Here is a 25,936-nt window from a genome sequence, read left to right on the forward strand (position 1 = left end):
AACTGCGCGAGCAATGGGAGCGGACCCGCAGCCGCCGAACATGCGATCCCCCCTGGGCGGGAGGGCGCCCCAACCCTCCGTCAGATACCGGCCGACGGAGGGGCATCCCACCTCTTCAGGGTGACCCGCGGCGCGTTAGGCACCCTCCCCGCGCGACCCCAAATAGCGTCCAGTAGGGTTTGGTCCGCATAAACATCCAAACCCCTGCCCGACGCAGGGCGGCGACCGACCACCGAGAAGGCCGCAGCCAACAGCGCGGGCGAGACTCTCGGGAAGGCGCTACGTGAGTCCCAACGGCTCCGACCGCTCGCCGCGGCGCCCGATGCGGCGGAAGCTGCTGCAGGCATTGACTGCGGGCCTGGTCCTGGTAACCGCCACCGGTTGCACATACAAGGACTTTCCCCGCCTTGGTATGCCGACCCCGGTCACGGAGGAGGCTCCGCGGATCCTCTCCCTCTGGCAGGGCTCGTGGGCGGCTGCGCTCGCCACGGGCGTGCTGGTCTGGGGCCTGATCGTGTGGAGCATCATCTTCCACCGGCGCAGCCGCACCAAGGTGGAGGTCCCTCCGCAGACGCGTTACAACATGCCCATCGAGGCGCTGTACACGGTGGTCCCGCTCATCATCGTCTCGGTGCTCTTCTACTTCACGGCACGCGATGAGTCCAAGCTCCTGAAGCTCGACGACAAGCCCGCCCACACCATCAACGTGGTCGGCTTCCAGTGGAGCTGGGGCTTCAACTACATCGAGAACGTGAAGGGCTCCAACAAGGACAACGCCAGGACCGCCAAGGAACTGGACGCCATTCCGGACCGGTTCCGCAAGGACTTCCCGGCCAACGCCGGCGGCGTCTACCAGGTCGGTACGCCCGGCGAGCGGAACCCGCAGAACGGCAACCCCGGCCCGACCCTCTGGCTCCCCAAGGGCGAGAAGGTCCGCTTCGTACTGACTTCGCGTGACGTCATCCACTCCTTCTGGGTGGTTCCGTTCCTGATGAAGCAGGACGTCATCCCGGGTCACACCAACGCCTTCGAGGTCACTCCGAACAAGGAGGGCACCTTCATGGGCAAGTGCGCCGAGCTCTGCGGCGTCGACCACTCCCGGATGCTCTTCAACGTCAAGGTCGTCTCTCCCGAGCGCTACCAGAAGCACCTCGAGGACCTCGCGAAGAAGAACCAGACCGGTTACATCCCGGCCGGCATCGAGCAGACGGGCCACGAGAAGAACCGGGAGACGAACAACCTGTGAGCATCCTCAACGAACCCCAGGGTGCCGCGGCAGCAGCCGACTCGTACGAGGACGAGCTGCCGGTCAGGCGCAAGCAGCCGGGAAACGTCGTCATCAAGTGGCTGACCACCACTGACCACAAGACGATCGGCACGCTCTATCTGGTCACGTCGTTCGCGTTCTTCTGCATCGGCGGAGTGATGGCGCTCTTCATGCGCGCCGAGCTCGCCCGCCCGGGTACGCAGATCATGTCGAACGAGCAGTTCAACCAGGCGTTCACGATGCACGGCACGATCATGCTGCTGATGTTCGCGACGCCGCTGTTCGCGGGCTTCGCGAACTGGATCATGCCGCTCCAGATCGGCGCGCCCGACGTGGCGTTCCCGCGTCTGAACATGTTCGCCTACTGGCTGTACCTGTTCGGCTCGCTGATCGCCGTCGGCGGCTTCCTGACCCCGAACGGCGCCGCGGACTTCGGTTGGTTCGCCTACTCGCCGCTCTCGGACGCGGTCCGGTCGCCCGGCATCGGCGCCGACATGTGGATCATGGGTCTGGCCTTCTCCGGCTTCGGCACGATCCTCGGCTCGGTCAACTTCATCACCACCATCATCTGCATGCGCGCCCCCGGCATGCGGGGCCTTGCTGTGGCAACACCTCTTCTGGTTCTTCGGCCATCCAGAGGTGTACATCATCGCCCTGCCATTCTTCGGAATCATTTCCGAAGTCATCCCGGTGTTCTCGCGCAAGCCGATGTTCGGCTACATGGGTCTCATCGGCGCGACCATCGCCATCGCCGGTCTCTCGGTGACGGTGTGGGCGCACCACATGTACGTCACAGGCGGCGTACTCCTACCGTTCTTCTCCTTCATGACGTTCCTGATCGCCGTGCCAACAGGCGTGAAGTTCTTCAACTGGATCGGAACGATGTGGAAGGGGTCCTTGTCCTTCGAGACCCCGATGCTCTGGGCGATCGGCTTCCTGATCACCTTCACCTTCGGTGGTCTGACGGGCGTCATCCTGGCCTCGCCGCCGATGGACTTCCACGTGTCGGACTCGTACTTCGTGGTCGCGCACTTCCACTACGTCGTCTTCGGCACCGTGGTGTTCGCGATGTTCGCCGGATTCCACTTCTGGTGGCCCAAGTTCACCGGCAAGATGCTGGACGAGCGGCTCGGCAAGATCACGTTCTGGACGCTGTTCATCGGCTTCCACGGCACGTTCCTCGTCCAGCACTGGCTGGGTGCCGAGGGCATGCCGCGCCGGTACGCGGACTACCTGGACGCGGACGGCTTCACCGCCCTGAACACGATCTCGACGATCGCCTCGTTCCTGCTCGGCCTGTCGATCCTGCCGTTCTTCTACAACATCTGGAAGACGGCCAAGTACGGCAAGAAGATCGAGGTCGACGACCCGTGGGGCTACGGCCGCTCGCTGGAGTGGGCCACGTCCTGCCCGCCGCCGCGGCACAACTTCCTCACGCTGCCGCGTATTCGTAGCGAATCCCCGGCGTTCGACCTGCACCACCCGGAGATCGCCGCTCTCGACCAGCTCGAGAACGCCGGTCACGGCGAGAAGGCTCTCGCTGGCGGCAAGGAGGCCGGCAAGTGAAGATCCAGGGCAAGATGTTCATCTGGCTGAGCGTCTTCGTACTGGCCATGGCGATCGTCTATGGCTGGTGGTCGAAGGAGCCCGCCGGTACCACCGCGCTCTTCCTGGCCTTCGGCCTGTGCATCATGATCGGCTACTACCTGGCCTTCACGGCCCGGCGTGTCGACGCCTCCGCACAGGACAACACCGAGGCCGACGTGGCGGACGAGGCCGGCGAGGTGGGCTTCTTCAGCCCGCACAGCTGGCAGCCGCTCTCCCTGGCCGTCGGTGGCGCGCTCGCCTTCATGGGCGTCGTCTTCGGCTGGTGGCTGCTGTACTTCTCCGCTCCGCTGCTCCTCATCGGACTGTGGGGCTGGGTCTTCGAGTACTACCGCGGCGAGAACCAGAACCAGTAGTTCTCCCGTACCAGCGGTCCCGAGGGGCCCGGACACTCCGTCAGGAGCGTCCGGGCCCCTCGGCCGTTCGCCCACTCGGCCTTTCGGCGGAACTCGTACGGGTCACTCGGCGCGCCGGTGCCGACGAATCTTCATAGCGTGTGCTCATGAGACACTCACCGCGAATCCGCACGGTACTGAGCTGCACGATGCTGGTGGTCGCCCTCGGTGCGGGGGCCACGGCCTGCGGCAGCGACGGCCATCCGCTCTCGGCCAAGCCGTACGACGCGGCGAGCCAGATCGCGTTCAACGGCCCCGCGGGCAGCCAGAAGGCCGACCCCGACAAGCCGCTGGAGATCACCGCGGAGGGCGACGAGGGCCGCATCACCGACGTGACGGCCACCGACGCCATGGGCAGGTACGTGGCGGGCGAGCTGACCGCCGACGGCTCCCGGTGGCACAGCACCGCGCCCCTCGCGGCGGGCGCCGACTACACGGTGCGGGTGAGCACCGAGGACGACGAGGGCTCACCGGGCCGCAAGGTCCTGAACTTCGCCACCGACAAGGCCGCCAAGAAGAAGCAGCTGAAGGTCACCCTCGGCCCGGTGGCGGGCAAGTACGGCGTCGGCCAGCCCGTCACGGCCAAGCTCAGCGCCAAGGTCAAGGGCAAGGAGGCCAGGGGCATCGTCGAACGCGCCCTGAAGGTGCGCTCGCAGCCCGCCACGGAGGGCGCCTGGCACTGGGTGGACAGCCAGACGCTGCACTACCGCCCCAAGGACTACTGGCCCACCGACGCCACCGTCGACGTCACAAGCAACCTCGAAGGCATCAAGGTCACCGACAAACTCTGGGGCGCGGGGACCAAGCCGCTGCGGTTCACCACCGGCGACAAGATCGTGGCCGTGACGGACGCGGGCTCGCACTGGATGACCGTCTACCGCAACGGCGAGGAGATCAACTCCATGCCGGTCACCACCGGCAAGCCCGGCTACGCCACCCGCAACGGCATCAAGGTGGTCCTGGGCAAGGAGTACGCGGTCCGCATGACCAGCGCCAGCATCGGCGCGTCGGACTTCTACGACAAGATGGTCTACTACGCGACCAGGGTCACCGACAGCGGCGAGTACGTGCACGCCGCCCCCTGGTCGGTGGGCTCCCAGGGCAACGCGAACACCAGCCACGGCTGCACCGGCATGAGCACCGGCAACGCCGCGTGGTTCTACGAGACCGTCCGTCAGGGTGACATCGTGAAGGTCGTCAACAGTTACGGCGCCGACATGGACCCGTTCGGGAACGGATTCGGCGACTGGAACGTGAGCTGGAAGAAGTGGGTCGAGGGCAGCGCCCTCCTCGACGGCGCCAAGAAGGGCCCCAAGCCCGCGGACGTGGCGAGACTGCGCCCTCAGTCGGTCTGAGTCCCGCCCGTCAGGCTGGTCCCGCCCGTCCTGCTGGTGCTCCTGCTGGACCAGTCGGGTCCCACTGGTCCAGCAGGGCCCCGTCAGGCGCTCAGCGCCGTCCTGTCACGCAGCAGGGCGGCCAGTGAGGCCGCGAACTCCACCGGGTCGACCGGCAGGGTCACCGCGGCCTCCGCACGGCTCCAGGTAGCCAGCCAGGCGTCCTGCGGGCGCCCGATGAGCAGCAGCACCGGCGGGGCCTGGAAGATCTCGTCCTTGATCTGCCTGCACACGCCCATGCCGCCCGCCGGAACGGCCTCACCGTCAAGGACGCAGGCGTCGATCCCGCCCCGTTCGAGCTCGGCCAGGACCGCGGGCAGGGTCGCGCACTCGATGAAGCGGACTTCTGGGACATCGCTGGCCGGCCGGCGTCCGGTGGCCAGGCGGACCTGCTCACGGGTGTTCGCGTTGTCGCTGTAGACCAGCACCGTGGCGGTCGGCTGCATGGTTCCTCCGCTTGGTCGAGTGGTGTCTCGCGCGGATGCTACTCCTCCCGACACCCCGTCAACACCGCTTCGGACGCCCCCGCGATGGGCCATCCGGGCAGGACACACCCCACAGACACTCCGAACGGCACCCCCCGGGGTGAGAGCGAGATAAGCGACCGACATAATGTCGGTCGTGGCGACAGCAACGACAGTAGATACCGGGCACGCGCACCCGCCGGTCAATCGACCGAACCTCACCAGCGTCGGAACCATCATCTGGCTGAGTTCCGAGCTGATGTTCTTCGCGGCCCTCTTCGCGATGTACTTCACCCTGCGATCGGTTACGGGTCCCGATCACTGGAAGGAAATGGCGTCGAGCCTGAACTTCCCGTTCTCGGCGACGAACACCACGATCCTGGTGCTCTCCTCCCTCACCTGCCAGCTCGGCGTTTTCGCCGCCGAGCGCGGTGATGTGAAGAAGCTCCGGATGTGGTTCATCGTCACCTTCATCATGGGTGCGATCTTCATCGGCGGTCAGGTCTTCGAGTACACGGAGCTGGTCAAGCACGAGGGCCTCTCGCTCTCGTCCGACCCGTACGGCTCGGTGTTCTACCTGACCACCGGCTTCCACGGACTGCATGTGACAGGCGGCCTGATCGCCTTCCTGCTGGTCCTCGGCCGCACCTACGCGGCCAGGAGGTTCACCCACGAGCAGGCGACCGCCGCCATCGTCGTGTCCTACTACTGGCACTTCGTCGATGTCGTCTGGATCGGCCTCTTCGCCACGATCTACATGATCAAGTAGACGGTAGCGGGGACCGCGGCGGCCCTCGGCCGCGCTGACGCACCCGACGTACCGACACATTCCAGAAGCATCGACGCAGAAGATCCTGACACCGGGGTAATCCGTGAAAAAGCTCTCCGCACGACGACGCCATCCGCTGGCGGCGGTCGTCGTCCTACTCCTCGCGCTGGCGGCCACCGGGGGGCTGTACGCCGCGTTCGCGCCGGCGGACAAGGCGCAGGCCGACGAAACCGCTCAGTCCCTCGCCATCGACGAGGGCAAGAAGCTCTATGCCGTTGGCTGCTCCAGCTGCCACGGAACCGGCGGTCAGGGCAGTTCCGACGGCCCGAGCCTGGTGGGCGTGGGCGCCGCCGCTGTCGACTTCCAGGTCGGCACCGGCCGGATGCCGCTCCAGCAGCAGGGCGCCCAGGCGCCCAAGAAGAAGGTCATCTACAGCCAGGCTCAGATCGACCAGCTCGCCGCGTACATCGCCTCGCTCGGCGCGGGACCGAACATCCCCACCGAGAAGCAGGTCAGCCCCGAGGGCGCCGACATCGCCAAGGGCGGCGAACTGTTCCGTACCAACTGCGCCCAGTGCCACAACTTCACTGGTGAAGGCGGCGCGTTGACGCACGGCAAGTACGCACCGAGCCTTGAGGGCGTCAGCCCCAAGCACATCTACGAGGCCATGCAGACGGGCCCGCAGAACATGCCGTCCTTCCCCGACACGACGATGCCGGAGAAGGCCAAGAAGGACATCATCGCGTACCTCGACGCGGTCAACGGTGAGAAGACCGAGAGCCCGGGCGGCCTCAAGCTGGGCGGTCTCGGACCGGTCAGTGAAGGCCTGTTCGCCTGGATCTTCGGCCTCGGCGCACTGATCGCGGTCGCCGTGTGGGTCGCCGCCCGGACCGCAAAGGCCAAGAAGTCATGAGTAGCCAAGAGAATCCAGAAGAGAACCTGCCCAGCGAGCAGGAATCCGCCCACGGCGCGGTAGCCGTGGCCGACGAGGCCGACCCGTTCGCGGACCCGGGGCTGCCGCCCCACGAGCACCGCGTCCAGGACATCGACGAGCAGGCCGCCCGGCGCTCCGAGCGCACGGTCGCGCTCCTGTTCACGATCTCGATGCTGGCCACCGTGGCCTTCATCGCCTCGTTCGTGGCCTTCCCGGTCGACAAGAGCGTCTACATCTGGCCCATCGGCCACATCAGCGCGCTCAACTTCTCCCTGGGCATGACCCTCGGCATCGCGCTCTTCTGCATCGGCGCGGGCGCGGTCCACTGGGCCCGCACCCTGATGTCCGACGTAGAGGTCGCCGACGACCGGCACCCCATCGAGGCCGAGCCCGAGGTCAAGGCCAAGGTGATGGCGGACTTCGCGGCGGGCGCGAAGGAGTCCCAGCTCGGTCGGCGCAAGCTGATCCGCAACACCATGTTCGGCGCCCTCGCCATGGTCCCGCTGTCCGGTGTCGTCCTGCTGCGTGACCTCGGTCCGCTGCCGGAGGACAAGCTCCGGCACACCCTGTGGTCCAAGGGCAAGCTGCTCGTGAACATGAACACGAACGAGCCGCTGCGCCCCTCGGACGTCCAGGTCGGTTCGCTCACCTTCGCCAAGCCCGAGGGCCTGGAGGAGCACGACCACGACTTCCAGACCCAGATCGCCAAGGCGGCCCTGATGATCGTCCGGATCCAGCCGGACAACATCAAGGACAAGCGCGAGCTGGAGTGGTCGCACGAGGGCGTCGTCGCGTATTCCAAGATCTGCACCCACGTGGGCTGCCCGATCTCCCTGTACGAGCAGCAGACGCACCACGCTCTCTGCCCGTGCCACCAGTCCACCTTCGACCTCTCCGACGGCGCCCGAGTCATCTTCGGCCCCGCCGGTCACGCCCTTCCGCAGTTGAAGATCGGCGTGAACGAGGAGGGCTACCTCGAGGCGCACGGCGACTTCGACGAGCCCGTCGGTCCTGCCTTCTGGGAGCGCGGATGAGCACCGAGAACACCACGGCGACAGAGGCCCCGGCCGCCGACTCACGCAAGAAGGCACCCGCGGGCGAGCGGGTCGCCGACTGGGCCGACGGCCGGCTGGGGATCTACTCCCTGGCCAAGGCCAACATGCGCAAGATCTTCCCGGACCACTGGTCCTTCATGCTCGGCGAGATCTGCCTCTACAGCTTCATCATCATCATCCTCACGGGTGTGTACCTGACGCTGTTCTTCCACCCGTCGATGAACGAGGTGGAGTACCACGGCAGCTACGTGCCCCTGCAGGGCCAGCTGATGTCCGAGGCGTTCAACTCGACCATGCACATCTCCTTCGATGTGCGCGGTGGTCTGCTGATCCGGCAGATCCACCACTGGGCGGCGCTGATCTTCCTCGCGGCCATGTTCGTGCACATGATGCGCGTCTTCTTCACGGGCGCCTTCCGCAAGCCGCGCGAGGTCAACTGGCTGTTCGGCTTCCTGCTGTTCGTCCTCGGCATGTTCACCGGCTTCACCGGTTACTCGCTCCCGGACGACCTGTTGTCGGGCACCGGTGTCCGCTTCATGCAGGGTGCCGTCCTGTCGGTGCCGATCGTCGGAACGTACCTCTCGATGTTCCTGTTCGGCGGGGAGTTCCCCGGCGGAGACTTCGTGGCGCGGTTCTACTCGGTCCACATCCTGCTGTTGCCGGGCATCATGCTCGGGCTCGTGGTGGCGCACCTGATCCTGGTCTTCTACCACAAGCACACGCAGTTCGCGGGCCCCGGCAAGACCAACAAGAACGTCGTCGGCATGCCGCTGCTCCCGGTCTACATGGCCAAGGCCGGAGGCTTCTTCTTCCTGGTCTTCGGTGTCATCGCGGCCGTCTCGGCGATCGCCACGATCAACCCGATCTGGGCTCTCGGGCCCTACCGCCCGGACCAGGTGTCCACCGGCGCTCAGCCCGACTGGTACATGGGCTTCTCCGAAGGCCTGATCCGTGTCATGCCGGGCTGGGAGATCAACCTCTGGGGTCACACGCTCGTCCTGGGTGTGTTCATCCCGTTGATCATCTTCCCGCTGGTCCTGGTGGCCATCGCGGTGTACCCGTTCATCGAGGCCTGGATCACCGGGGACAAGCGCGAGCACCACATCCTGGACCGCCCGCGCAACGCCCCGACCCGCACCGCCTTCGGTGTGGCCTGGATGACGTGGTACTTCGTCCTGCTCATCGGTGGTGGAAACGACCTGTGGGCCACGCACTTCCACCTGTCGATCAACGCGATCACCTGGTTCGTCCGGATCTTCTTCTTCGCCGGACCGGTCATCGCGTTCATCGTCACCAAGCGGATCTGCCTCGGCCTCCAGCGCCGCGACAAGGACAAGGTGCTGCACGGACGCGAGTCCGGCATCATCAAGCGCCTGCCGCACGGTGAGTTCATCGAGGTGCACGAGCCGCTCAACAAGGAGCAGCTGCACACCCTGACCGCGCACGAGCAGTACCAGCCGCTCGAACTCGGCCCGACGGTCGACGAGAACGGCGTGGAGCGCAAGGTCAAGGGTCCGCAGAAGCTGCGGGCGAAGCTCTCCAAGGGCTTCTACGGCGAGGACAGCCAGATCCCGAAGCCCACCGCGGAGGAGTACAAGGAGATCACGAGCGGCCACGGCCACCACTGATCACCTGAGCGCCCTGTGAGGCGCTGACCCGAAGGTCGCCACGGCAGGAGCCCCGTCCAGAGCATGGACGGGGCTCTTTGCCGTCCTGGGGGCTGGATAGGGTGGACCCACCCCAAGAAGGCTTGGGATGTCTTCGTCTACGAACCCAGGAGCGGCCATGAGCGCTGTGACCCCCGCAGGAGGCGACACCGCGGCGGCCCGTTCCTGGCCCGACGTACTGAACGGGCTGCTCGACGGGCGCGACCAGAGCGCGGACGACACGGCCTGGGCCATGGACCGCATCATGAGCGGCGAGGCCACGGACGCGCAGATCGCGGGCTTCGCGGTGGCGCTGCGCGCCAAGGGCGAGACCGTCGAGGAGATCTCCGGCCTGGTCCGCACGATGTACGAGCACGCCCACGTCATCGATGTGCCCGGGCCGAGCGTCGACATCGTCGGCACCGGCGGCGACGGCGCCAAGACCGTGAACATCTCCACCATGTCGGCGATCGTCGTCGCCGGGACCGGCGCGAAGGTCGTCAAGCACGGCAACCGCGCGGCGTCCTCCGCGAGCGGCGCCTCCGACGTCCTGGAGAAGCTCGGCGTGAACCTGGAGCTGACCCCCCGACGGGTGCGGGAGGTCGCCGAGGAGGCCGGGATCACCTTCTGCTTCGCGGTGAAGTTCCACCCCGCGCTGCGGCACGTGGCGCCCGCGCGGCGCGAGCTGGGCATCCGGACCACGTTCAACTTCCTCGGCCCGCTCACCAACCCGGCCAAGGTGCGGGCGCAGGCCACCGGCGTCGCCGACGCGCGGATGGCGCCGATCCTCGCCGGCGTCCTCGCCGAGCGCGGCTCCTCGGCGCTCGTCTTCCGCGGTGACGACGGGCTCGACGAGCTGACGACGACGGCCACCTCGCGGGTGTGGGTGGTCCGGGACGGGAGCGTCCACGAGGAGGCCTTCGACCCCCGGGACGTCGGCATCGACCTGGTCCCGGTCGAGGCGCTGCGGGGCGCCGACGCCTCGTACAACGCGGAGGTGGCGCGGCGGCTTCTGGACGGGGAGAAAGGTCCCGTGCGGGATGCTGTGCTGTTGAACTCGGCGGCGGCGCTGGTCGCCCTGGCGCCGGGGGAGGGGGCGCTCTCCGAGCAGATCCGGGCCGGGATGGCCGAGGCGGCCGAGGCCATCGACTCCGGGGCGGCGAGGGCCGCGCTGGCGCGCTGGGTCACGGCCAGTAACAGCTGAGCCCCGTAAGGGGCGCGGGGAACTGCGCGACCAGCCACGAAAAAGCCGCAGACGCATCTGCTGAGTACTGAGCAGACGCGTCTGCGGCTTTTCGCGCGCTGAGCGCGCAGTTCCCCGCGCCCCTTACGGGGCTCGGCAGTCCGGATCGTGGACCTCGGTGTTGCGTGCCCTGGGGCGTATGGCAGGATGCTCCCAGGTCATGAGCGACAGCGACCAGGCCCCGGCCCGCTGTCCGGCAACCCTCCGTCCGTGGCGGGGTGCCCCGGGTGAAGACCAGGCGGTGGACAGCAAGGTTCGCCGCAAGCGCGGACCCCTTCTGAACCCTGGGGTCCTGGTCCTCAAGGGAGCAGTCTCGTGAGCAAGCGAATGCGATAGGGCGTCGACGCCCCTTTTCCGCGTACCCATTTCACCTTTTCCTGAGCCGTCGACCGACGTCCGGCCCAGTGATCTCGCCTGCCTCTTACGGGAGTTCGCCATGTCTGCCACCCCTGCTACCACCGTGTCCGCCGAGCCCACCGACTCCGCCGACCCCTGCTGTGCCGCCCCGCTGCCCGTCCTCGGCCGCGACGTCACCGTCCCCCTCGTCACCGGCGGCGAGGTGACCTACGCCGCGCTCGACTACGCCGCCAGCGCCCCGGCCCTGCAGCGGGTCTGGGACGACGTGGCCGCGTACGCGCCGTACTACGGGAGCGTGCACCGCGGCGCCGGATACCTGTCGCAGCTGTCGACCGACCTGTTCGAGAACGCGCGGAAGACCGTCGCCGAGTTCCTGGGCTGCCGCGAGGGCGACCAGGTGGTGTTCACGCGGTCGACCACCGACTCCCTGAACCTGCTCGCCGCCGCCCTGCCCGCCGACTGCCAGGTCTTCGTGTTCGAGACCGAGCACCACGCCTCGCTGCTGCCCTGGCGCGACGCCCGCGTCACCTACCTCGACGCCCCCCGCACCCACGACGAGGCCGTCCACACCCTGGAGCGCGCCCTCGCCGACCGCCACCCCTATGGCCCCGCCCTGGTGTGCGTCACCGGCGCATCGAACGTCACCGGCGAGCTGTGGCCGGTGCGCGAGCTGGCCGCCGCCGCGCACGCGCACGGCGCCCGCATCGTCCTCGACGCCGCCCAGTTGGCGCCCCACCACCCCGTGGACGTACGGGATCTTGACGTCGACTGGATCGCCTTCTCCGGGCACAAGCTGTACGCGCCCTTCGGCTCCGGAGTGCTCGCCGGGCGGGCCGACTGGCTCCAGGCGGCCGAGCCGTACCTCGCCGGTGGCGGCGCCTCGCGGAAGGTCGCGCGGCGCGCCGACGGGGGAGTGGACGTCGAGTGGCACGACACGGCCGCCCGGCACGAGGCCGGCTCGCCCAACGTCATCGGCGCCTACTCCATCGCCTCGGCCTGCAAGGCCCTGGCGGAGGCCGGGTTCGACGCGCTCGTGGCGCGGGAGCGGCAGCTGATCGCGACGGTCACCGAAGGGCTCGCCGCGGTGCCGCAGGTGCGGGTGCTCTCCCTGTTCGGGGACGACGCGCCGCGCGTGGGCGTCATCTCCTTCGTCGTCGACGGCTGGAACAGCTCGCACTTCGCGGCCGCCCTGTCCGCCGAGTACGGCATCGGGGTGCGCGACGGCCTCTTCTGCGCCCACCCCCTCGTGCGCACCCTGCTCGGCGGCGCCCCCGACGAGCCCGGCGAGTGCGGCGCCCCCGAGGCCGCGCCCGGCGAGCGGTCCCTGAACGCGATCCGGGTGAGCTTCGGCGCGGGCACCCCCGACGAGCACGTGGAGCGCTTCGTGCGCGCCGTCCGCGAGCTGGTGACCGAGGGGGCGCGCTGGAACTACCGCACGGAGGACGGGCGTTGCGTGCCGGACACCGGCACCGAGGCCGCCGCCGAGGCCACGGCCGCCTGACGGCGCAGCCGGGACCCCAGGACGATCATGCGCAGGGCGCGCTCCGTCGCGTCCGTCAGGAACTCGCCGCCCCGGCTCAGCGCCTCCGGGAGCGACACCGGGGCGGGCAGGATCGCGCTGTAGGCGTCCACGCCGAGATCGCGCACCGCGTGCGCCCCGTCCCCGATGGTGCCCGCGAGCACCAGGACGGGCCGCCCGAACCGCTTGGCGCGCCGGGCCACCTCGGCCGGGACCTTGCCGCGCGGCGTCTGGTGGTCAAGGGCGCCCTCGGCGGTGACGACCAGGTCGGCGCGGGCCAGGCGGGCGTCCAGGTCCAGATGGTCCAGGAGCACGTCGAAGCGGGGCAGGAGCTCGGCGCCGAGTGCGGCGAGCCCCGCGCCGAGGCCTCCGGAGGCGCCGGTCCCGACGCCCTTGTAGAGGTCGGCCGTGACCTTCAGGTCGCGGGTCAGGACGTACGCCCAGTGTTCGAGGCCCGCCGCGAGCTGCTCGACCTGCGCGGGGGTCGCGCCCTTCTGCGGGCCGAAGACGCGGGCCACGCCGTGCTCGCCGCACAGGACGTTGTGCGGGTTGCAGGCGACGAGCAGCTCGGTGTCCGCGAGGCGCGGGTCGAGGCCGCTGGTGTCGATGTGGTGCAGCCGCATCAGCTCCCGGCCGCCGCGCGGCAGTTCCCAGCCGTCCTCGTCCAGGAGCCGGGCGCCGAGGGCCTGCAGCGCCCCCGCACCCCCGTCCGACGTGCCCGAGTCGCCGCAGCCCACCAGGATGCGCCGGGCACCGGCGTCGAGGGCGGCGCGGATCAGCTCGCCCACGCCGTACGTGGTGGTGGCGCCCGGGTCGCGCAGGTCCCGCGGGACCAGGCTGAGGCCGGCCGCCGCGGCCATCTCGACGACGGCGGTGCCGGAGCCGAGGAGCGCGAAGTGGGTGCCGATGCGCTCGCCCACGGGGCCCGTCGCGGGCAGCGCCACCAGACGGCCCCCGGTCGCGGCGGCCAGCGCCTGCGCGGTGCCCTCGCCGCCGTCGACCAGCGGGATCAGGTCGATCTCCGCGTCCGGCACGACGCGCCGCACCCCGGCGGCGATGGCCTCCGCCACGGACTGGGCGGACAGGGACTCCTTGAAGCCGCTGGGCGCGACGGCGAAACGGGTCAGGGGCATGGACGTACTCCTTGAGTGGCGTGGACGGGCGGGCGGGCCAAGGGGGGCTCAGCGGACGACGGGCACGCCGAGCAGCGGCCACACCGCGAGGGCGAAAAGGAGGACCAGCGCGGCCGTCAGGGGCGCCAGGACGGCGGACAGGCGCAGCAGGTCGCGCGGGGTGTAGGTGGGCGTGCCGGGTATTTCGGCGAAGAGCGTCACCGGCTTCGCGGACGCGGGCAGCGTGTGGCAGAAGCCGGCGGCCGCCGTGGACGCGAGCGCCGCCGCGACCGGGTTCACGCCCGCGCCCACGGCCGCCGCGACCACCAGCGGCACCAGGACGGACGAGCGGGCCGAGCGGGACTGGAGCACCAGGTGCGCCGCCGTGCTGATCACGATGACGGCGGCCAGGAACAGCCCCGGCGGCAGGTCCACCGGAAGCCCCGACACCAGCCACTTCGCCGCGCCCGAGTCGGCGAGCGCCACCCCCATGGCCATCGTCGCCGCCATGAACAGCAGCAGCGCCCACGGCACGGTCTTCAGGGCGTCCTTCAGGCGTACGGTGCCGAGCGCGGGCGAGGACGCGACGACCGCGCCGATCAGCGCGACCACGGCGGGCGGCACCTGGTGCAGGGGCTCGCTGCACCACAGGGCGACGACGGTGGCGAGGAGCAGGGCGCAGCGCGTCTCGGCGGGCTCCCAGGGGCCGGTGACGGGGTGTTCGCTGTGCTCCTGGATCTGCTCGGCGGTGATGTGGACGGAGCCCGTGCGGTCGGCGCGGCGGGTCGTCGTCCACAGCACGGCCTCGGCCGCCAGGTGCGAGGACGCTATGGCCAGCGGCAGGCCGAGCAGCAGCCACTGGGTGAAGCCGATGCGTTCACCGGTGGCCTCCCACAGGACCGACACGGTGATCAGGTGCGCGCCCGCGCCGATCAGGGTCGCGACGGCGGACAGCAGGATCACGGTGGGGAACAGCAGCGCCAGCATCACCACGAGCCGTTTGCGGTCGGCGAGGACCTTGGCGAGCGCGAGGAAGACGGGCAGCGCGAGCGCGGCCCGCCCGGAGGTGGCGGGCACCGCGAAGGCCGTGACGACGAGCGCGGCGGTCGTCAGATGCGTCAACTGCCGTACGCTGCGGGCCCCGCTGACCAGGAACGCCGCCGCCCGCCCCGCGAGCCCGCTGCGCGCCACGGCGGCGGCGAGCACGAACGCGCAGATCAGCAGCCACACCGTCTCGTCGCCGAGGGTTCCGAAGAGGGTGTCGCTGCTGATCACGCCGGTGGCGGTGAGGGCGAGGCCCGCGCCGAGCGCGATGTACGTGTCGTCGATCGGCGTGCCGATCCAGGCGCAGGTGGCCAGGGCGAAGACGGCGAGGGTGAGGCGGGCGTCACCGCTCAGGCCGGGGAAGTTGCCGGGGACGACGAGGAGCGCGCACAGGCTGAGGGCCAGGCAGAGCAGGATCGTTTGCCGCAGGGTCAGGGTCACGGCAGTCAGCGTCTCGGTGCGCCGTGAGTCCCCAATGAGCCGAAGATGAAAGGAACTTCACCGGCGATCCCGCACCCGGGTCCCGCCGAGGTCACCCGGGCAGCCGGTACCCCATTCCCCGTACCGTCTCCACCCGCTCCGCCCCCAGCTTCTTGCGCAGTGCCCGTACGTACACGTCCACGATGTTCGACCCCGGGTCGAAGTCGTAGCCCCACACGTGGGACAGGATCTGCTCCCGCGAGAGCACCTGCCCGGGGTGGCGCAGGAACAGCTCGAGGAGCACGAACTCCCGCGCCGTCAGGTCCACCGTGCGCTCGCCCGAACGGGCCCTGCGCGTGCGCAGGTCGAGCGTCACCTCGCCGCTGCGCAACACCGTCACCTCGGGCGCCCGCGCCGCCGTGCGCAGCCTCAGGCGCACCCGCGCGAGCAGCTCCTCGAACCGGAACGGCTTCGTCATCCAGTCGTCGGCGCCGCCTTCGAGCCCGGCGACCGTGTCCCGCACGGAGTCCCGCGCCGTCAGCACGATCACCGGCGCCGAAACCCGCGCCTCGCGCAGCTCCCGGAGCACGGTGAAGCCGTCCCGGCCCGGCAGCCCGATGTCGAGCAGGATCAGGTCGAAGCCGCCGGTGAGGGCGTAGTCGTACGCCGCGTCGCCGTCGCACACGATCGTCGTCGTGAAGCCGTTGGCCCGCAGTCCCTTGTCGACGAAGGAGGCGATGCGCTCCTCGTCCTCCACGATCAGCACCCGGCTCACGTCCGGCCTCCGGTTCCCGCAGCGCGGCTCATGTCTGGTCCTCCAGTACGAGTACGAATGTGGCGCCGCCGCCCTCGGTGGGGCGGAGCCCGACCTCGCCGCGGTGGCCGCGGGCGATCGCACGGACGATCGAGAGCCCCAGCCCCGCGCCGCTGGTCCTGGCCCCGCGCCGGGACGTGCCGCGCCGGAAGCGCTCGAAGATGACCTCGGCGTCCTGCGCCTGGACGCCGGGGCCGCTGTCGGCGACGTACAGCTCGATCCGCCCGGACACCAGGCGTGAGCCGACGCGGATGCGGCCGCCGGGCACCGTGTGCTGCACGGCGTTCTGGGCGAGCTGGACCATCGCCTGGGTGATGCGCTGCGGGTCGAGCCGGGCCTCGCGGTCGGCGGTCTCGGCCAGTTCCCAGCGGCGCTCGCCGAGGGCGCGGGCCTTCACGAAGACGTCGGCGGTCAGCTCGGCGAGCTGCACCGGCTCCGGCCTGATGAAGTCCGGGCGCTCGGCCTTGGCGAGGAGCAGCAGGTCCTCGACGATGCGGCTCATCCGGTCCAGCTCGTCGGTGACGAGGCGGACCGTCTCCTCCCGCTCCGTCGCGTCGTCGCCCATCAGCTCCAGGTGGCCGCGGACGATGGTGATGGGGGTGCGCAGCTCGTGCCCGGCGTCGTCGACGAACTCGCGCTGCGCGGCGAAGGCCCGCTCAAGGCGGTCCAGCATGCCGTTGAACGTGTCGGCGAGCGCGGCGATGTCGTCCTTGCCGTGCACGGGGATGCGCCGGGTCAGGTCCTGCTCGGTGAGCTGGGCGGCGGCGGTGCGCACCAGGCGGACGGGTTTCAGGATGCGCCCGGCGACGGCCCAGGCGATGCCCGTCGTCAGGACGAGGGCGACGCCGGAGATGGCGAGCAGGATGCGGAACACGTCGTCCGCCTTGGCCTGTTCGGCGGCCGGGTGGAAGGCGACGACGAACGCCGCCTCCGGCTCGTCGCCGTGCCGGGCCACCTCGACCTTCGCCCAGCGCAGTTCGCCGGAGCGGCGGTCGAGGGTGCCCGTGGAGCCGTCCGCCTCGAAGATCGCACGCCGGGCGGCCGGGTCGCGGTGCAGCGGGTGGCGCACCGAGAGCTCCCGGGGCTGGGTGAACTGGGCCGGGCCCGCGCCCTCGCGCCGGACGAGGCCGATCAGCTCCTCGTCGGGGTCGGCGTACTGCCGCTCCAGGAAGGTCTTGAGCAGCTTGCGCGGGTCGGTGAAGCGCTCGCCGGTGTCCGGGTCGACGCCCCGGTCCACGAAGTTGGTGAACTCGCCGGTCTCCTGGGTGAGCAGCCGGTCGACGCGGTGGTCGACGTCGCGCAGCAGGATCGAGCGGGTGGTCGCGGCCACCGCGGCGAGCGCGACCGCCATCACCAGGAGCAGCCAGAGCAGGATGCGGACGCGCGCGGAGATGCGGCGGCGCGCGGCGCCGGACGTCTCGGGCAGCTCAGTCGTCCCCGGGTCCGTCGTCGCCGGGTCCGTCGTCCGCGTCGTCGTCGCCGGAGGAGCCGGGCTTGCCGGTCGCTCCGGGGGAGTGGGATCCGGTGCTGCCGTCGTCGTCATCGTCGCCCTGATCGTCCTGGTTGCCCCTGCCGTCCGTGGAGTTCTCGCCGACCGGGGGTGGCGAGACCACCTGGTCGCTGGGGGTGGGCTGGGGCTTCGTCGGCGCGGTGGACGGGGAGCCGCTTTCCAGTTCGACCTTGGGCGGCACCTTGGGCGACGTGGGGCTGTCGGTGAGGGCGTAGCTCGTCACGGCGATGCCCAGCGGAATCGCCACGACGGCCGCGAGGGCCGCGATGCGATGGGAGAAGACCATGGCGGCGATGGTGCGTGGCGTACCGCGTCATCAGCATGAGCCGCAGATGAAGAATCCCTCATCCGGGGGGGCGGCCGGGCACCCGTGCCCCGGCCGCTCCGGACCGGCCCTAGGAGTCCAGGCCGATCGCGAACGCAGCTTCCAGGTCGTGCTGCGAGTACGTGCGGAACGCCACGTGCGTGTCCGTGCCCTCCACGCCGGGGATCTTGCTGATCCGGCCGGGGATGATGTCCGCGAGGTCGTCGTGGCGGGACACCCGGACCATGGCGATCAGGTCGTACGTACCGGTGACGGAGAAGACCTCGCTGACGCAGTCGAGGGCGGCGATCGACTCGGCGATCTCGGGGATCCGGTCCACGCTGGTCTTGATGAGCACGATCGCGGTGATCACGGCTGACTGTCTCCCTCGGTGGCCGTTCCAGAGGCTTTCACTCTACTTGGCCCCTGCCGCCGCCCCCAGGCGTAGACAAACCCCAACGAAAAGCCCACCAGGTGCGCCAGATACGCCACCCCGGGCCCCTGCCGCTCCTGCCCCGCCGCCGCCCACTGCAACGCCACCCAGAACGGCAGCACCACCCACGCGGGAAACCGCAGCGGCAGGAAGAACAGGAACGGGAAGAGGCTGGTGACCCGCGCCTTCGGGAAGAGATACAGAAAGGCGCCGAGCGCGGCGGAGATCGCCCCCGAGGCCCCCACCAGGGTCTGGCCGGAGTCCGCGTGCGCGATCGCGTAGGCGAGCAGGGCGAGGGACCCGCAGCCGAGGTAGAAGAGCGCGTACTGGAGGTGGCCCATGCGTTCCTCGACCATCACCCCGAACACGTACAGGAAGAGCATGTTGCCGAGCAGATGCAGCCAGCTGCCGTGCACGAACAGAGCCGTCACGGCGGTGAGCGCGGCCCGCGGTTTCCCGCTGAGGAGTTCGACGGGTACGACGCCCCAGCGCTCGAAGTAGGCCCGCTGCGCGGCGATCAGCTCGTCGCCGGTGCCGTAGGAGGGGTTGAGCCCGGAGCCCGGGGAGATCAGGAAGATCAGACAGCACGCGACGATCAGCGCGTACGTCACCGGAGCCGACCCTCGCCCGACCATCCGGCCGACGGCCGGGACCCACGCAGTGATCATGGACAGAGCATGACGTAACGGCAGCGATCCGCGCAGATCGCCTCGCCCACCCATGTGCGTACGGAGCCCCTTACGCAGGCCTTAGGGTTACGGGCAATACGCACCACGGTTCCCGAAGGAAAGCGAACGTCACGATGACGGTTCCCCTGCCGACCGAAACCACCCGATGGCGCTGCGCCCTGTGCGGCAACCTCACGCGCTTCGACGTGACCCGCTCCTCGAAGGTCGTCGAATACGTGCACCTCGACCTGGCCGGAGCGCCGAAGGTCGAGGAACGCGAGGTGGTCAGTGAGACCATCGAGTCGGTCCGCTGCCGCTGGTGCAACGCGGTGGACCAGGTGGAACTCGTGGACAGGCCCGGGGCCGGCTCCTGAAACGGGAGCGGGCCCCGCACAGCTAGTGGGGTGACCGATGGTGGAGAGCGCGGGCGGAGCGCCGGAGGACGGCGCCGCTGAGGTGCTCGACCGTCCGCTGCCCGACGGCGTGCGGCGGGCGGTCGTGCAGATCGTTTCGGACGGCTTCGGTGGCCTGACGGTCGCCGAACTGCCGGCCCAGCTGCGTCAGTACGCGCGCTTCACCCCGAGCAGGCGGGTGAAGTTCGCGGCCAACGCCATGGCCGCCGCCCTGGAGGGCGACCCCCTCTTCCGCCAGCGCATCGGCGAACGCCTGCGCGAGGCACAGCCCGAGCTCGCCGAGGCCCTGGACGCCGGCACCCCGCCGCCTGCCGCCGACCCGCTGGACGTGGCGGCCGCCGCCTATGTGCTGCGCCCGCTCGGCTGGGTGAAGCTCGTCACCGCCGCGGGCGAGGAGGCCCAGCGCGCCGACGCCGAGCGGGCCGACGAGGAGACCCGCGCCGAGCTGGAGCGGCTGCGCGCCGAGCTGGCCGCCGCCCGCACCCACACCAAGGCCGAGACCGAGCGCCTGCGCACCGAGCTGGACGCGGCCAAGCGCGAGGCCGACGCCACCCACCGCAAACTCCGCGCCGCGCTCAGCGACATCAAGCGCGGCGAGGCGGCGCTGCGCAAGGCGGCCGCCGAGGCCGACGCCGTGCGCGCCGAGGGCCAGACCCAGCTGTCCGCGGCCGAGAGCGAGGCACGGCGGCTCAAGGCCCGCCTCGGTGAGGCCGAGGCCGCCCTGGAGGCCACCCGCAGGGCCGCACGCGAGGGCCGCAGCGTCGAGGACATGCGGGTGCGGCTGCTGCTCGACACCGTCCTGGAGGCGGCCCAGGGGCTGCGCCGCGAACTGGCCCTGCCGCCGGTGTCCGTGCGGCCCGCCGAGACCGTCGACGCCGTCGAGCCCGGCCGGATGACGCCGAAGGACATCGCCGCCCGCGCGCTGTCCGAGAACGATCCGGCCATTCTCGACCAGTTGCTCGCCCTGCCGCAGGCGCATCTGGTCGTCGACGGCTACAACGTCACCAAGACCGGCTATCCCACGATGCCCCTGGAGAAGCAGCGGCTGCGCCTGCTCGGCTCCCTCTCCCAGCTCGCGCTGCAGAGCGGGGCCGAGGTGACCTGTGTCTTCGACGGCGCCGAGCTGGCCGCGCCGGTGCTGCTCGCGCCGCCGCGCGGGGTGCGGGTCCTCTTCTCCAAGGCCGGGGTGACGGCGGACGAGCTGATCCGGCAGCTGGTGCGCGCCGAACCGCCGGGGCGGCCCGTCATCGTGGTGTCGACCGACCGCGAGGTGGCCGACGGGATCGCGAAGGCGGGGGCGCGCCCGGTGGCGTCCGCGGTGCTCCTGAAGCGGCTTTCACGGGGCTGAGCCCCATCCGTAACTCCCGTACCGAATGCCCGAATTGGGCCATGTCTGTGCGAGACGGAGCGTCAAATGACCGCTACCGCGCGTCGATTCTTCGTAAAGAAAACGCTTGGCGGTCGACTTTTTCATGGTCAGGATTTGATCTGATCATCGGCTGGTCACTAGGGTCACGCCCAGACCTCCGCTCTGTTGATCACTCATCGAAGGAGCCGCCTTCGTGGCGTCACACCGTCGACCCAAGCAGCCGGGCCGTGCCCGTGTGACCGTGCTGACCGCGACCGCCGCTGCGGCCGTCGCGCTCACCTCGCAGGCAGCGAACGCCGCGCCGAACGAGAAGCCGAGCAAGGACGAGGTCAAGTCCAAGGTCGACAAGCTCTACGAAGAGGCCGAGAAGGCGACCGAGAAGTACAACGGCGCCAAGGAGAAGCAGGAGAAGCTGGAGAAGCAGGTCGACACCCTGCAGGACAAGGTCGCCCGCGGTCAGGACGACCTCAACGACCTGCGCAGCGGCGTCGGTTCGCTCGCCAGCGCCCAGTACCGCTCCGGCGGCATCGACCCCTCCCTGCAGCTCTTCCTCTCGTCCGACCCGGACAACTACCTGGACAAGGCCTCCGCGCTCGACCAGCTCAGCAGCAAGCAGGCCGAGGCCCTCAAGAAGATCCAGGCCAAGCAGCGCACCCTCGCGCAGCAGCGCAAGGAGGCCGCGGACAAGCTCGGCGACCTCGCCACCACGCGCACCGAACTCGGCAAGAAGAAGAAGGAGGTCCAGGGCAAGCTCGGCGAGGCCCAGCGCCTCCTGAACTCCCTGTCCGCCGCCGAGCGCGCCGCCCTGAAGGCCAAGGAGGACCGCGCCTCGCGCGACTCCGAGCGCCAGGCCCTCGACAAGCCCGACTCCAAGGGCGGCGCCCCCGCCAAGGGCTCGGGCCGCGCCTCGTCCGCGTACGCCGCCGCACAGAGCAAGATCGGCTCGCCCTACGTCTACGGCGCCACGGGCCCCAGCTCCTTCGACTGCTCCGGCCTCACCTCCTGGGCCTACGCCCAGGCCGGCATGGACATCCCGCGCACCTCGCAGGCCCAGGCCAACTACGGCACGCGCATCGCCTCGCAGAGCGACCTGCGCGTCGGCGACCTCGTGATCTTCTACGGCGACCTGCACCACGTCGGCTTCTACGCGGGCAACGGCCAGGTCCTGCACGCGCCGCGCACCGGCACCGTGGTCCGCTACGAGTCGATCAACAACATGCCGTTCCAGTTCGGCGTCCGCATCTGACATCCGCCCCACCGGAGTCCGACGCACCGTCCGATCGGGCGAATTCCGGTAACTTCCGCTGACCCCGCGCCCCGCCGATGACCTGCGTCAGAGGCGGGACGTCACTGTGCGTAGGCGCTCGGGGTCTTTGGCCGCGACCTGATCACGCCGCTACTGTCGCGCGCGTTCCCCGACATCGGGGAGCGGCCCCGCCCCGCGCGGGGACCGACAGTCCCCCGCTGTGGCGGGGGTCCGTTCCAGCGGAAGGGAGAGCGGCTTCCCGTGGGATCCCATCGCCGTCCCGCAGCACCCACCGGTCCCGACCGGTGCGTACGCACCGCCACCATCACCGTCCTGTCCGCCGCGGCCGCCGCGGCGGCCCTGGCCGCGGCCCCCGCGGGCGCCGCCCCGCAGGACCCCCGGTCCGAGACCAAGGCCAAGGTGGACCGCCTCTACGAGCAGGCCGAGAAGGCGACGGAGGCGTACAACAAGGCGGACGAGCGCGCGGACACGCTGCGCGACCAGGTCGAGCGGGCCAAGGACAAGGTCGCGAGAGGCCAGGAGCGCATCAACGTGATGCGCGGCGCCCTCGGTTCGCTCGCCGGTGCCCAGTACCGCTCGGGCGGCATCGACCCCGCGCTCGCCCTGATGCTCTCCTCCGACCCCGACGGCTATCTGGAACGGGCCTCGGCCCTCAGCCGCCTCAGCGCCCGCCAGAGCGGCGAACTCACCAAGCTCCAGCGGGCCCAGCGCGAACTCGCCCAGGAGCGCTCCGAGGCCACCCGCAAGCTCACCGAGCTCGAGGAGAGCCGCAAGACGGTCGCCCACCACAAGCGCACCGTCGAGACCAAGCTCGCCAAGGCCCGGCAGCTGCTCAACTCGCTGCCGGAGGCGGAGCGCGAGCGCGACGACCGGTCCTCGCGCTCGGGCCGCGCCGACATGCCCGACCTCGCGGGCGCCGGGGCCCCGGCGTCGGGCCGCGCCGCCGCCGCGATCGCCGCGGCCCGCTCGGCGGTCGGCAAGCCGTACGTGTGGGGCGCCAACGGCCCCACCGGGTTCGACTGTTCGGGCTTGACCCAGTGGTCGTACGCGCAGGCGGGCGTCGGACTGCCCCGCACCTCGCAGGCCCAGGCGGGCGCGGGACAGCGGGTGCCGCTCGGCCAGGCGCAGCCAGGCGACCTCGTCGCCTACCGCGACGACGCCAGCCACATCGGCATGTACGTCGGCAACGGCCAGGTGGTGCACGCGCCCTACCCCGGCGCGGCGGTGCGCTACGACCCGGTGGGGATGATGCCGGTGTCGTCCGTGACCCGGGTCTGATCGACGGTCTTCGGCCGCACGGCCCGGGGCGGCGGCCCCGGGTCCCCGTACGATCGGGAACGTGGCTGGTGGACGGCAGGGGCGTGGGCGGAGCGCGCGGGCGGCGGCGGGTGCGGGCGTGTGCCTCGCGGTGCTCGCCCCCGCCGCGCTTGCGGGCTGTGGCCGCGACGACCCGGCGGACGCCGCCCCCGCCGACGTGCGGCGGCTGCTCGACCGGCGCGCCGAGGCCGTCCTGGAGCGCGACCCCGGGGCCTACCGGGCGACGGGCGGCCCCACCGCCGCCTACGACCGGCTGCGCGACGTCCCCCTGAAGTCCTGGACGTACCGCCTCAAGGACTTCGAGCGTGACGGCGCCCGTGCCACCGCCACCGCCGACCTGAGCTACCGCGTCGCGGGCTACGACCGCGCGCCCCTCACCGCCGAGCGGACCCTGTCCCTCCAGCGCCGCGACGGGCGCTGGCAGATCACCGCCGAGCGCCCCGCCGCGAAGGCCTCCGAGCAACTCTGGGACCAGGGCCGCGTCGACGCCGTGCGCGGCACCCACAGCCTCATCCTCGGCGTCGGCCGCGAACGGGCCGAGCTGCGGCGGTACGCCGAGCTCGCCGACCGCGCGGTGCCCGCCGTGCGGGACGCCTGGCGCGGCGACTGGCCCGGCAAGGTCGTCGTCCTCGTCCCCAAGTCCCTCGACAACATGGCCGACCTCCTCGGCGCGCCCGCCTCCGGCTACCAGGGGATCGCCGCCGTCACCACCGGCGAGGCCGGCGGCTCAGGACGGACGCCCGCCGACCGGATCGTCGTCAACCCCGACGCGTACGGCGTCCTCGGCGAGCTGGGCAAGCAGGTCGTCCTCACCCACGAGACCACCCACGTCGCCACCCGCGCCCGGACCTCCCGCGCCACCCCTCTCTGGCTCTCCGAGGGCTTCGCCGACTGGGTCGGCTACCGCGGCACCGGCCGCACCCCCCACCAGGCCGCCCCCGAACTCCGCCGCGCCGTCGTCGACGGACGCCTGCCCGCCGCCCTCCCCGCCGACGACGCCTTCGGCTTCAGCGGCGACGCGGCGGGGCTCGCGCGGGCCTACGAGGGGTCCTGGCTGGCCTGCCGGATGATCGCGGAGGAGTGGGGCGAGGAGAAGCTGCGCGCCTTCTACGAGGCCGTGGGGCGGCATCGGCAGCGGGCGGGGGCGGTGGAGGGGGCCCTGCGGGATGTGCTCGGCACGACGGGGGAGGACTTCACGCGGCGGTGGCGGGCTTATGTGCGGGAGGAGTTGGGGTAGGCCTCGCGGTGCGCCCCAGTCCCGCCCCTTCTCCGATCCTGGGGCTCCGCCCCAGACCCCGCTCCTCAAACGCCGGAGGGGCTGAAATCAGCCCGTCCGGCGTTTGAGGACGAGGCGCGGAGCGCCGATCAGCGGGGGTCCAGGGGGCGGCAGCCCCCGGTTTCGGAGAAGGGGCGGGACTGGGGCGCACCGCGAGGCACCGCCCCCCGCCACACCCCCCGGCACGCCAGCACCGTCGCTGCGACCAGCAGGCCGTTGCGGACGACGAGCAGTGTCACGCCCAGCGCGTCGCTGGCCACGACGTGGGCGAACCACAGGGGGAACTCCAGGAACGTCACGAAGGTGGCGACGAGGACGAGCCCGCAGGGCCACCCCATCCGGCTGCCGCGCGAGGCAAGGCAGACGGCGGCGACCCCGACGAGCCACAGCATGTACTGGGGACTGATCACCCGGCTCGTCGTGGTGAAGAGCAGCACCGCCGCGAACGCCGCATCGCAGGACGTCGCGGCCGACCAGACCCGCGCCCGCACCCGCCACAGCACCAGCCACCCCAGCGCGGCCAGCGACAGCACCTGCGCCACCCCGCTGACCAGCGGGACGTACGGGCCGAGGAACTCCACCGAGCCGTAGTTGAGCCGTACCTCTCCCGGCCAGCCCAGATGGCGCGCCACATGGAAGACGAGGGCGCCGAGGGACTCGACCTCCGTGCCCCGGTCCCGCTGGAACGTCAGGAACGCGAGGGCCCCCGGCATCGCCGCCACGAACGCCAGCGTGATCGCCCCCGCCGTGAGCACCGCGGCACCCCACGAACGCCGGGTCGCCCGCCCCCGCTCCACACCGACGAGCAGCAGCACCGGCCACACCTTCACGACCGCCCCGAACCCGGCGAGCACCCCCGCCGTGCGGGCCCGGCGCGCCCCGGCGAGCAGCGCGGCGACGGCCACGGCGGTCACCATCAGGTCGTAGCGGGCGTAGGAGGTCGGCCCGAGCAGGGCGACCCCCGCCGTCCACACCCAGGCCCCGCGCAGCGTCCTGCCGTGCCGCCCGCCCGCGTACACGAGCAGCCCCGTCACGACCGCGTCAGCCAGGAACGCGAGCAGGAAGAACGCGGCGGGGTAGCCGAGGAACGGCAGCGCGGCCGGCCCGAGGATCGCGAGCGCGGCGGCGGGCGGGTACTGCCAGGTGACGTCGTCGAGCGGGAACGTGCCGGTGCGCAGGACCTCGTACCAGCCCTGGTAGATGAACGAGACGTCGCTGGTGACGTCAGGGCCGGGGATCACGACGACGCGGAAGACGCAGAGCAGGAGGAGGGCGCGGGTGGGGATCCAGAGGGCGAGGAGACGGAGTTCGGGGGTGGTGAGGGGGGAGCGGGGGAGGGAG

The 25,936-nt window shown here is 70.7% G+C and carries 23 protein-coding genes, 1 pseudogene and 1 riboswitch; of the genes and pseudogenes, 15 read left to right on the top strand and 9 right to left on the bottom strand.

From position 1 onward, the window contains the following. Positions 1 to 283 precede the first annotated feature (283 nt). The 4 genes and pseudogenes from ctaC to OO63_RS22425 all read left to right on the top strand — a co-directional run bounded on the left by ctaC (position 284) and on the right by OO63_RS22425 (position 4,622). A complete protein-coding gene (gene ctaC / locus OO63_RS22410) occupies positions 284 to 1,246 on the top strand; it encodes an aa3-type cytochrome oxidase subunit II (RefSeq protein ID WP_030360905.1) in 963 nt (320 codons plus the stop codon). Next, positions 1,243 to 2,833: pseudogene (locus OO63_RS41520) on the top strand (cytochrome c oxidase subunit I). The gene ctaC and the pseudogene OO63_RS41520 overlap by 4 nt, the downstream one beginning before the upstream one ends. Further along, the gene (locus tag OO63_RS22420; protein WP_030360903.1) at positions 2,830 to 3,228 is read left to right on the top strand and encodes a cytochrome c oxidase subunit 4; all 399 of its coding nucleotides are present in this window, start codon (positions 2,830 to 2,832) and stop codon (positions 3,226 to 3,228) included. Before OO63_RS41520 ends, OO63_RS22420 begins: the two are co-directional and overlap by 4 nt. Positions 3,229 to 3,374: 146 nt before the next feature. After that, positions 3,375 to 4,622 (top strand): L,D-transpeptidase, encoded by a 1,248-nt coding sequence (locus OO63_RS22425; RefSeq protein WP_030360902.1) that lies wholly within the window; start codon positions 3,375 to 3,377, stop codon positions 4,620 to 4,622. A gap of 83 nt (positions 4,623 to 4,705) precedes the next feature. Here the strand turns inward: OO63_RS22425 and OO63_RS22430 are convergent, their stop codons facing one another. Continuing rightward, positions 4,706 to 5,107, bottom strand: a complete 402-nt coding sequence (locus OO63_RS22430) for a hypothetical protein (RefSeq protein ID WP_030360901.1) — start codon at positions 5,105 to 5,107, stop codon at positions 4,706 to 4,708. Positions 5,108 to 5,273: 166 nt separating this feature from the next. On the opposite strand from OO63_RS22430, the gene ctaE reads away from it, so the two are divergent. From ctaE to OO63_RS22460, 6 genes are all read left to right on the top strand, one after another. After that, positions 5,274 to 5,894 (top strand): aa3-type cytochrome oxidase subunit III, encoded by a 621-nt coding sequence (gene ctaE, locus OO63_RS22435; RefSeq protein WP_030360900.1) that lies wholly within the window; start codon positions 5,274 to 5,276, stop codon positions 5,892 to 5,894. A 103-nt stretch (positions 5,895 to 5,997) separates the two neighbouring features. Next, positions 5,998 to 6,807 (top strand): cytochrome bc1 complex diheme cytochrome c subunit, encoded by an 810-nt coding sequence (qcrC, locus tag OO63_RS22440; protein WP_030360899.1) that lies wholly within the window; start codon positions 5,998 to 6,000, stop codon positions 6,805 to 6,807. Then, complete coding sequence (gene qcrA, locus OO63_RS22445; protein ID WP_030360898.1) at positions 6,804 to 7,862, top strand: cytochrome bc1 complex Rieske iron-sulfur subunit; 1,059 nt, start codon at positions 6,804 to 6,806, stop codon at positions 7,860 to 7,862. Before qcrC ends, qcrA begins: the two co-directional genes overlap by 4 nt. Then, positions 7,859 to 9,511 carry a cytochrome bc1 complex cytochrome b subunit gene (gene qcrB, locus OO63_RS22450; RefSeq protein ID WP_030360897.1) on the top strand — a complete coding sequence of 551 codons (1,653 nt, stop codon included), beginning with the start codon at positions 7,859 to 7,861 and terminating at the stop codon, positions 9,509 to 9,511. Before qcrA ends, qcrB begins: the two co-directional genes overlap by 4 nt. A 157-nt stretch (positions 9,512 to 9,668) precedes the next feature. After that, complete coding sequence (gene trpD / locus OO63_RS22455; RefSeq protein WP_030360896.1) at positions 9,669 to 10,733, top strand: anthranilate phosphoribosyltransferase; 1,065 nt, start codon at positions 9,669 to 9,671, stop codon at positions 10,731 to 10,733. A 195-nt stretch (positions 10,734 to 10,928) separates the two neighbouring features. Continuing rightward, positions 10,929 to 11,045, top strand: a riboswitch (SAM riboswitch). Between the two features lie 163 nt (positions 11,046 to 11,208). Further along, positions 11,209 to 12,630: an aminotransferase class V-fold PLP-dependent enzyme gene (locus OO63_RS22460; RefSeq protein ID WP_030360895.1), complete on the top strand. Its 1,422-nt coding sequence runs from the start codon at positions 11,209 to 11,211 to the stop codon at positions 12,628 to 12,630. On the opposite strand, the gene OO63_RS22465 is transcribed toward OO63_RS22460, so the two are convergent. From OO63_RS22465 to OO63_RS22495, 7 genes are all read right to left on the bottom strand, one after another. Then, positions 12,558 to 13,781: a glycerate kinase family protein gene (locus OO63_RS22465; protein ID WP_030360894.1), complete on the bottom strand. Its 1,224-nt coding sequence runs from the start codon at positions 13,779 to 13,781 to the stop codon at positions 12,558 to 12,560. The two genes, OO63_RS22460 and OO63_RS22465, sit on opposite strands and share 73 nt — an antisense overlap. A gap of 48 nt (positions 13,782 to 13,829) precedes the next feature. Next, a complete protein-coding gene (locus tag OO63_RS22470; protein ID WP_030360893.1) occupies positions 13,830 to 15,245 on the bottom strand; it encodes an SLC13 family permease in 1,416 nt (471 codons plus the stop codon). Positions 15,246 to 15,336: 91 nt separating this feature from the next. Beyond that, positions 15,337 to 15,999, bottom strand: a complete 663-nt coding sequence (locus OO63_RS22475) for a response regulator transcription factor (protein WP_030360892.1) — start codon at positions 15,997 to 15,999, stop codon at positions 15,337 to 15,339. Between the two features lie 28 nt (positions 16,000 to 16,027). After that, positions 16,028 to 17,389 carry an ATP-binding protein gene (locus OO63_RS22480; protein WP_030360891.1) on the bottom strand — a complete coding sequence of 454 codons (1,362 nt, stop codon included), beginning with the start codon at positions 17,387 to 17,389 and terminating at the stop codon, positions 16,028 to 16,030. A 76-nt stretch (positions 17,390 to 17,465) separates the two neighbouring features. Next, positions 17,466 to 17,834 (bottom strand): hypothetical protein, encoded by a 369-nt coding sequence (locus tag OO63_RS22485; protein WP_030360890.1) that lies wholly within the window; start codon positions 17,832 to 17,834, stop codon positions 17,466 to 17,468. Between the two features lie 109 nt (positions 17,835 to 17,943). After that, on the bottom strand, positions 17,944 to 18,225 hold the full coding sequence (locus OO63_RS22490) for an Lrp/AsnC family transcriptional regulator (RefSeq protein WP_030360889.1): 282 nt from the start codon (positions 18,223 to 18,225) through the stop codon (positions 17,944 to 17,946). Beyond that, positions 18,222 to 18,953 (bottom strand): rhomboid family intramembrane serine protease, encoded by a 732-nt coding sequence (locus OO63_RS22495; RefSeq protein ID WP_030360888.1) that lies wholly within the window; start codon positions 18,951 to 18,953, stop codon positions 18,222 to 18,224. The genes OO63_RS22490 and OO63_RS22495 overlap by 4 nt, the downstream gene beginning before the upstream one ends. A gap of 134 nt (positions 18,954 to 19,087) precedes the next feature. Here OO63_RS22495 and OO63_RS22500 point away from each other — a divergent pair, with 134 nt between their 5' ends. From OO63_RS22500 to OO63_RS22520, 5 genes are all read left to right on the top strand, one after another. Continuing rightward, positions 19,088 to 19,327 carry a hypothetical protein gene (locus tag OO63_RS22500; RefSeq protein WP_030360887.1) on the top strand — a complete coding sequence of 80 codons (240 nt, stop codon included), beginning with the start codon at positions 19,088 to 19,090 and terminating at the stop codon, positions 19,325 to 19,327. 37 nt (positions 19,328 to 19,364) lie between these two features. Beyond that, positions 19,365 to 20,714 (top strand): NYN domain-containing protein, encoded by a 1,350-nt coding sequence (locus tag OO63_RS22505; protein ID WP_030360886.1) that lies wholly within the window; start codon positions 19,365 to 19,367, stop codon positions 20,712 to 20,714. Between the two features lie 214 nt (positions 20,715 to 20,928). After that, the gene (locus OO63_RS22510; RefSeq protein ID WP_030360885.1) at positions 20,929 to 21,981 is read left to right on the top strand and encodes a C40 family peptidase; all 1,053 of its coding nucleotides are present in this window, start codon (positions 20,929 to 20,931) and stop codon (positions 21,979 to 21,981) included. Between the two features lie 261 nt (positions 21,982 to 22,242). Further along, on the top strand, positions 22,243 to 23,280 hold the full coding sequence (locus tag OO63_RS22515; RefSeq protein WP_030360884.1) for a C40 family peptidase: 1,038 nt from the start codon (positions 22,243 to 22,245) through the stop codon (positions 23,278 to 23,280). A gap of 130 nt (positions 23,281 to 23,410) precedes the next feature. Next, entirely contained in the window at positions 23,411 to 24,556 is a 1,146-nt protein-coding gene (locus OO63_RS22520; RefSeq protein WP_199819530.1) for a hypothetical protein, read from the top strand. Between the two features lie 128 nt (positions 24,557 to 24,684). Here OO63_RS22520 and OO63_RS22525 read toward each other — a convergent pair whose 3' ends face one another. Further along, complete coding sequence (locus OO63_RS22525) at positions 24,685 to 25,881, bottom strand: glycosyltransferase 87 family protein (protein ID WP_051910194.1); 1,197 nt, start codon at positions 25,879 to 25,881, stop codon at positions 24,685 to 24,687. Positions 25,882 to 25,936 lie beyond the last annotated feature (55 nt).

It is taken from the genome of Streptomyces alboflavus (assembly GCF_000716675.1).
GTDB classification, from domain to species: Bacteria; Actinomycetota; Actinomycetes; order Streptomycetales; family Streptomycetaceae; genus Streptomyces; species Streptomyces alboflavus.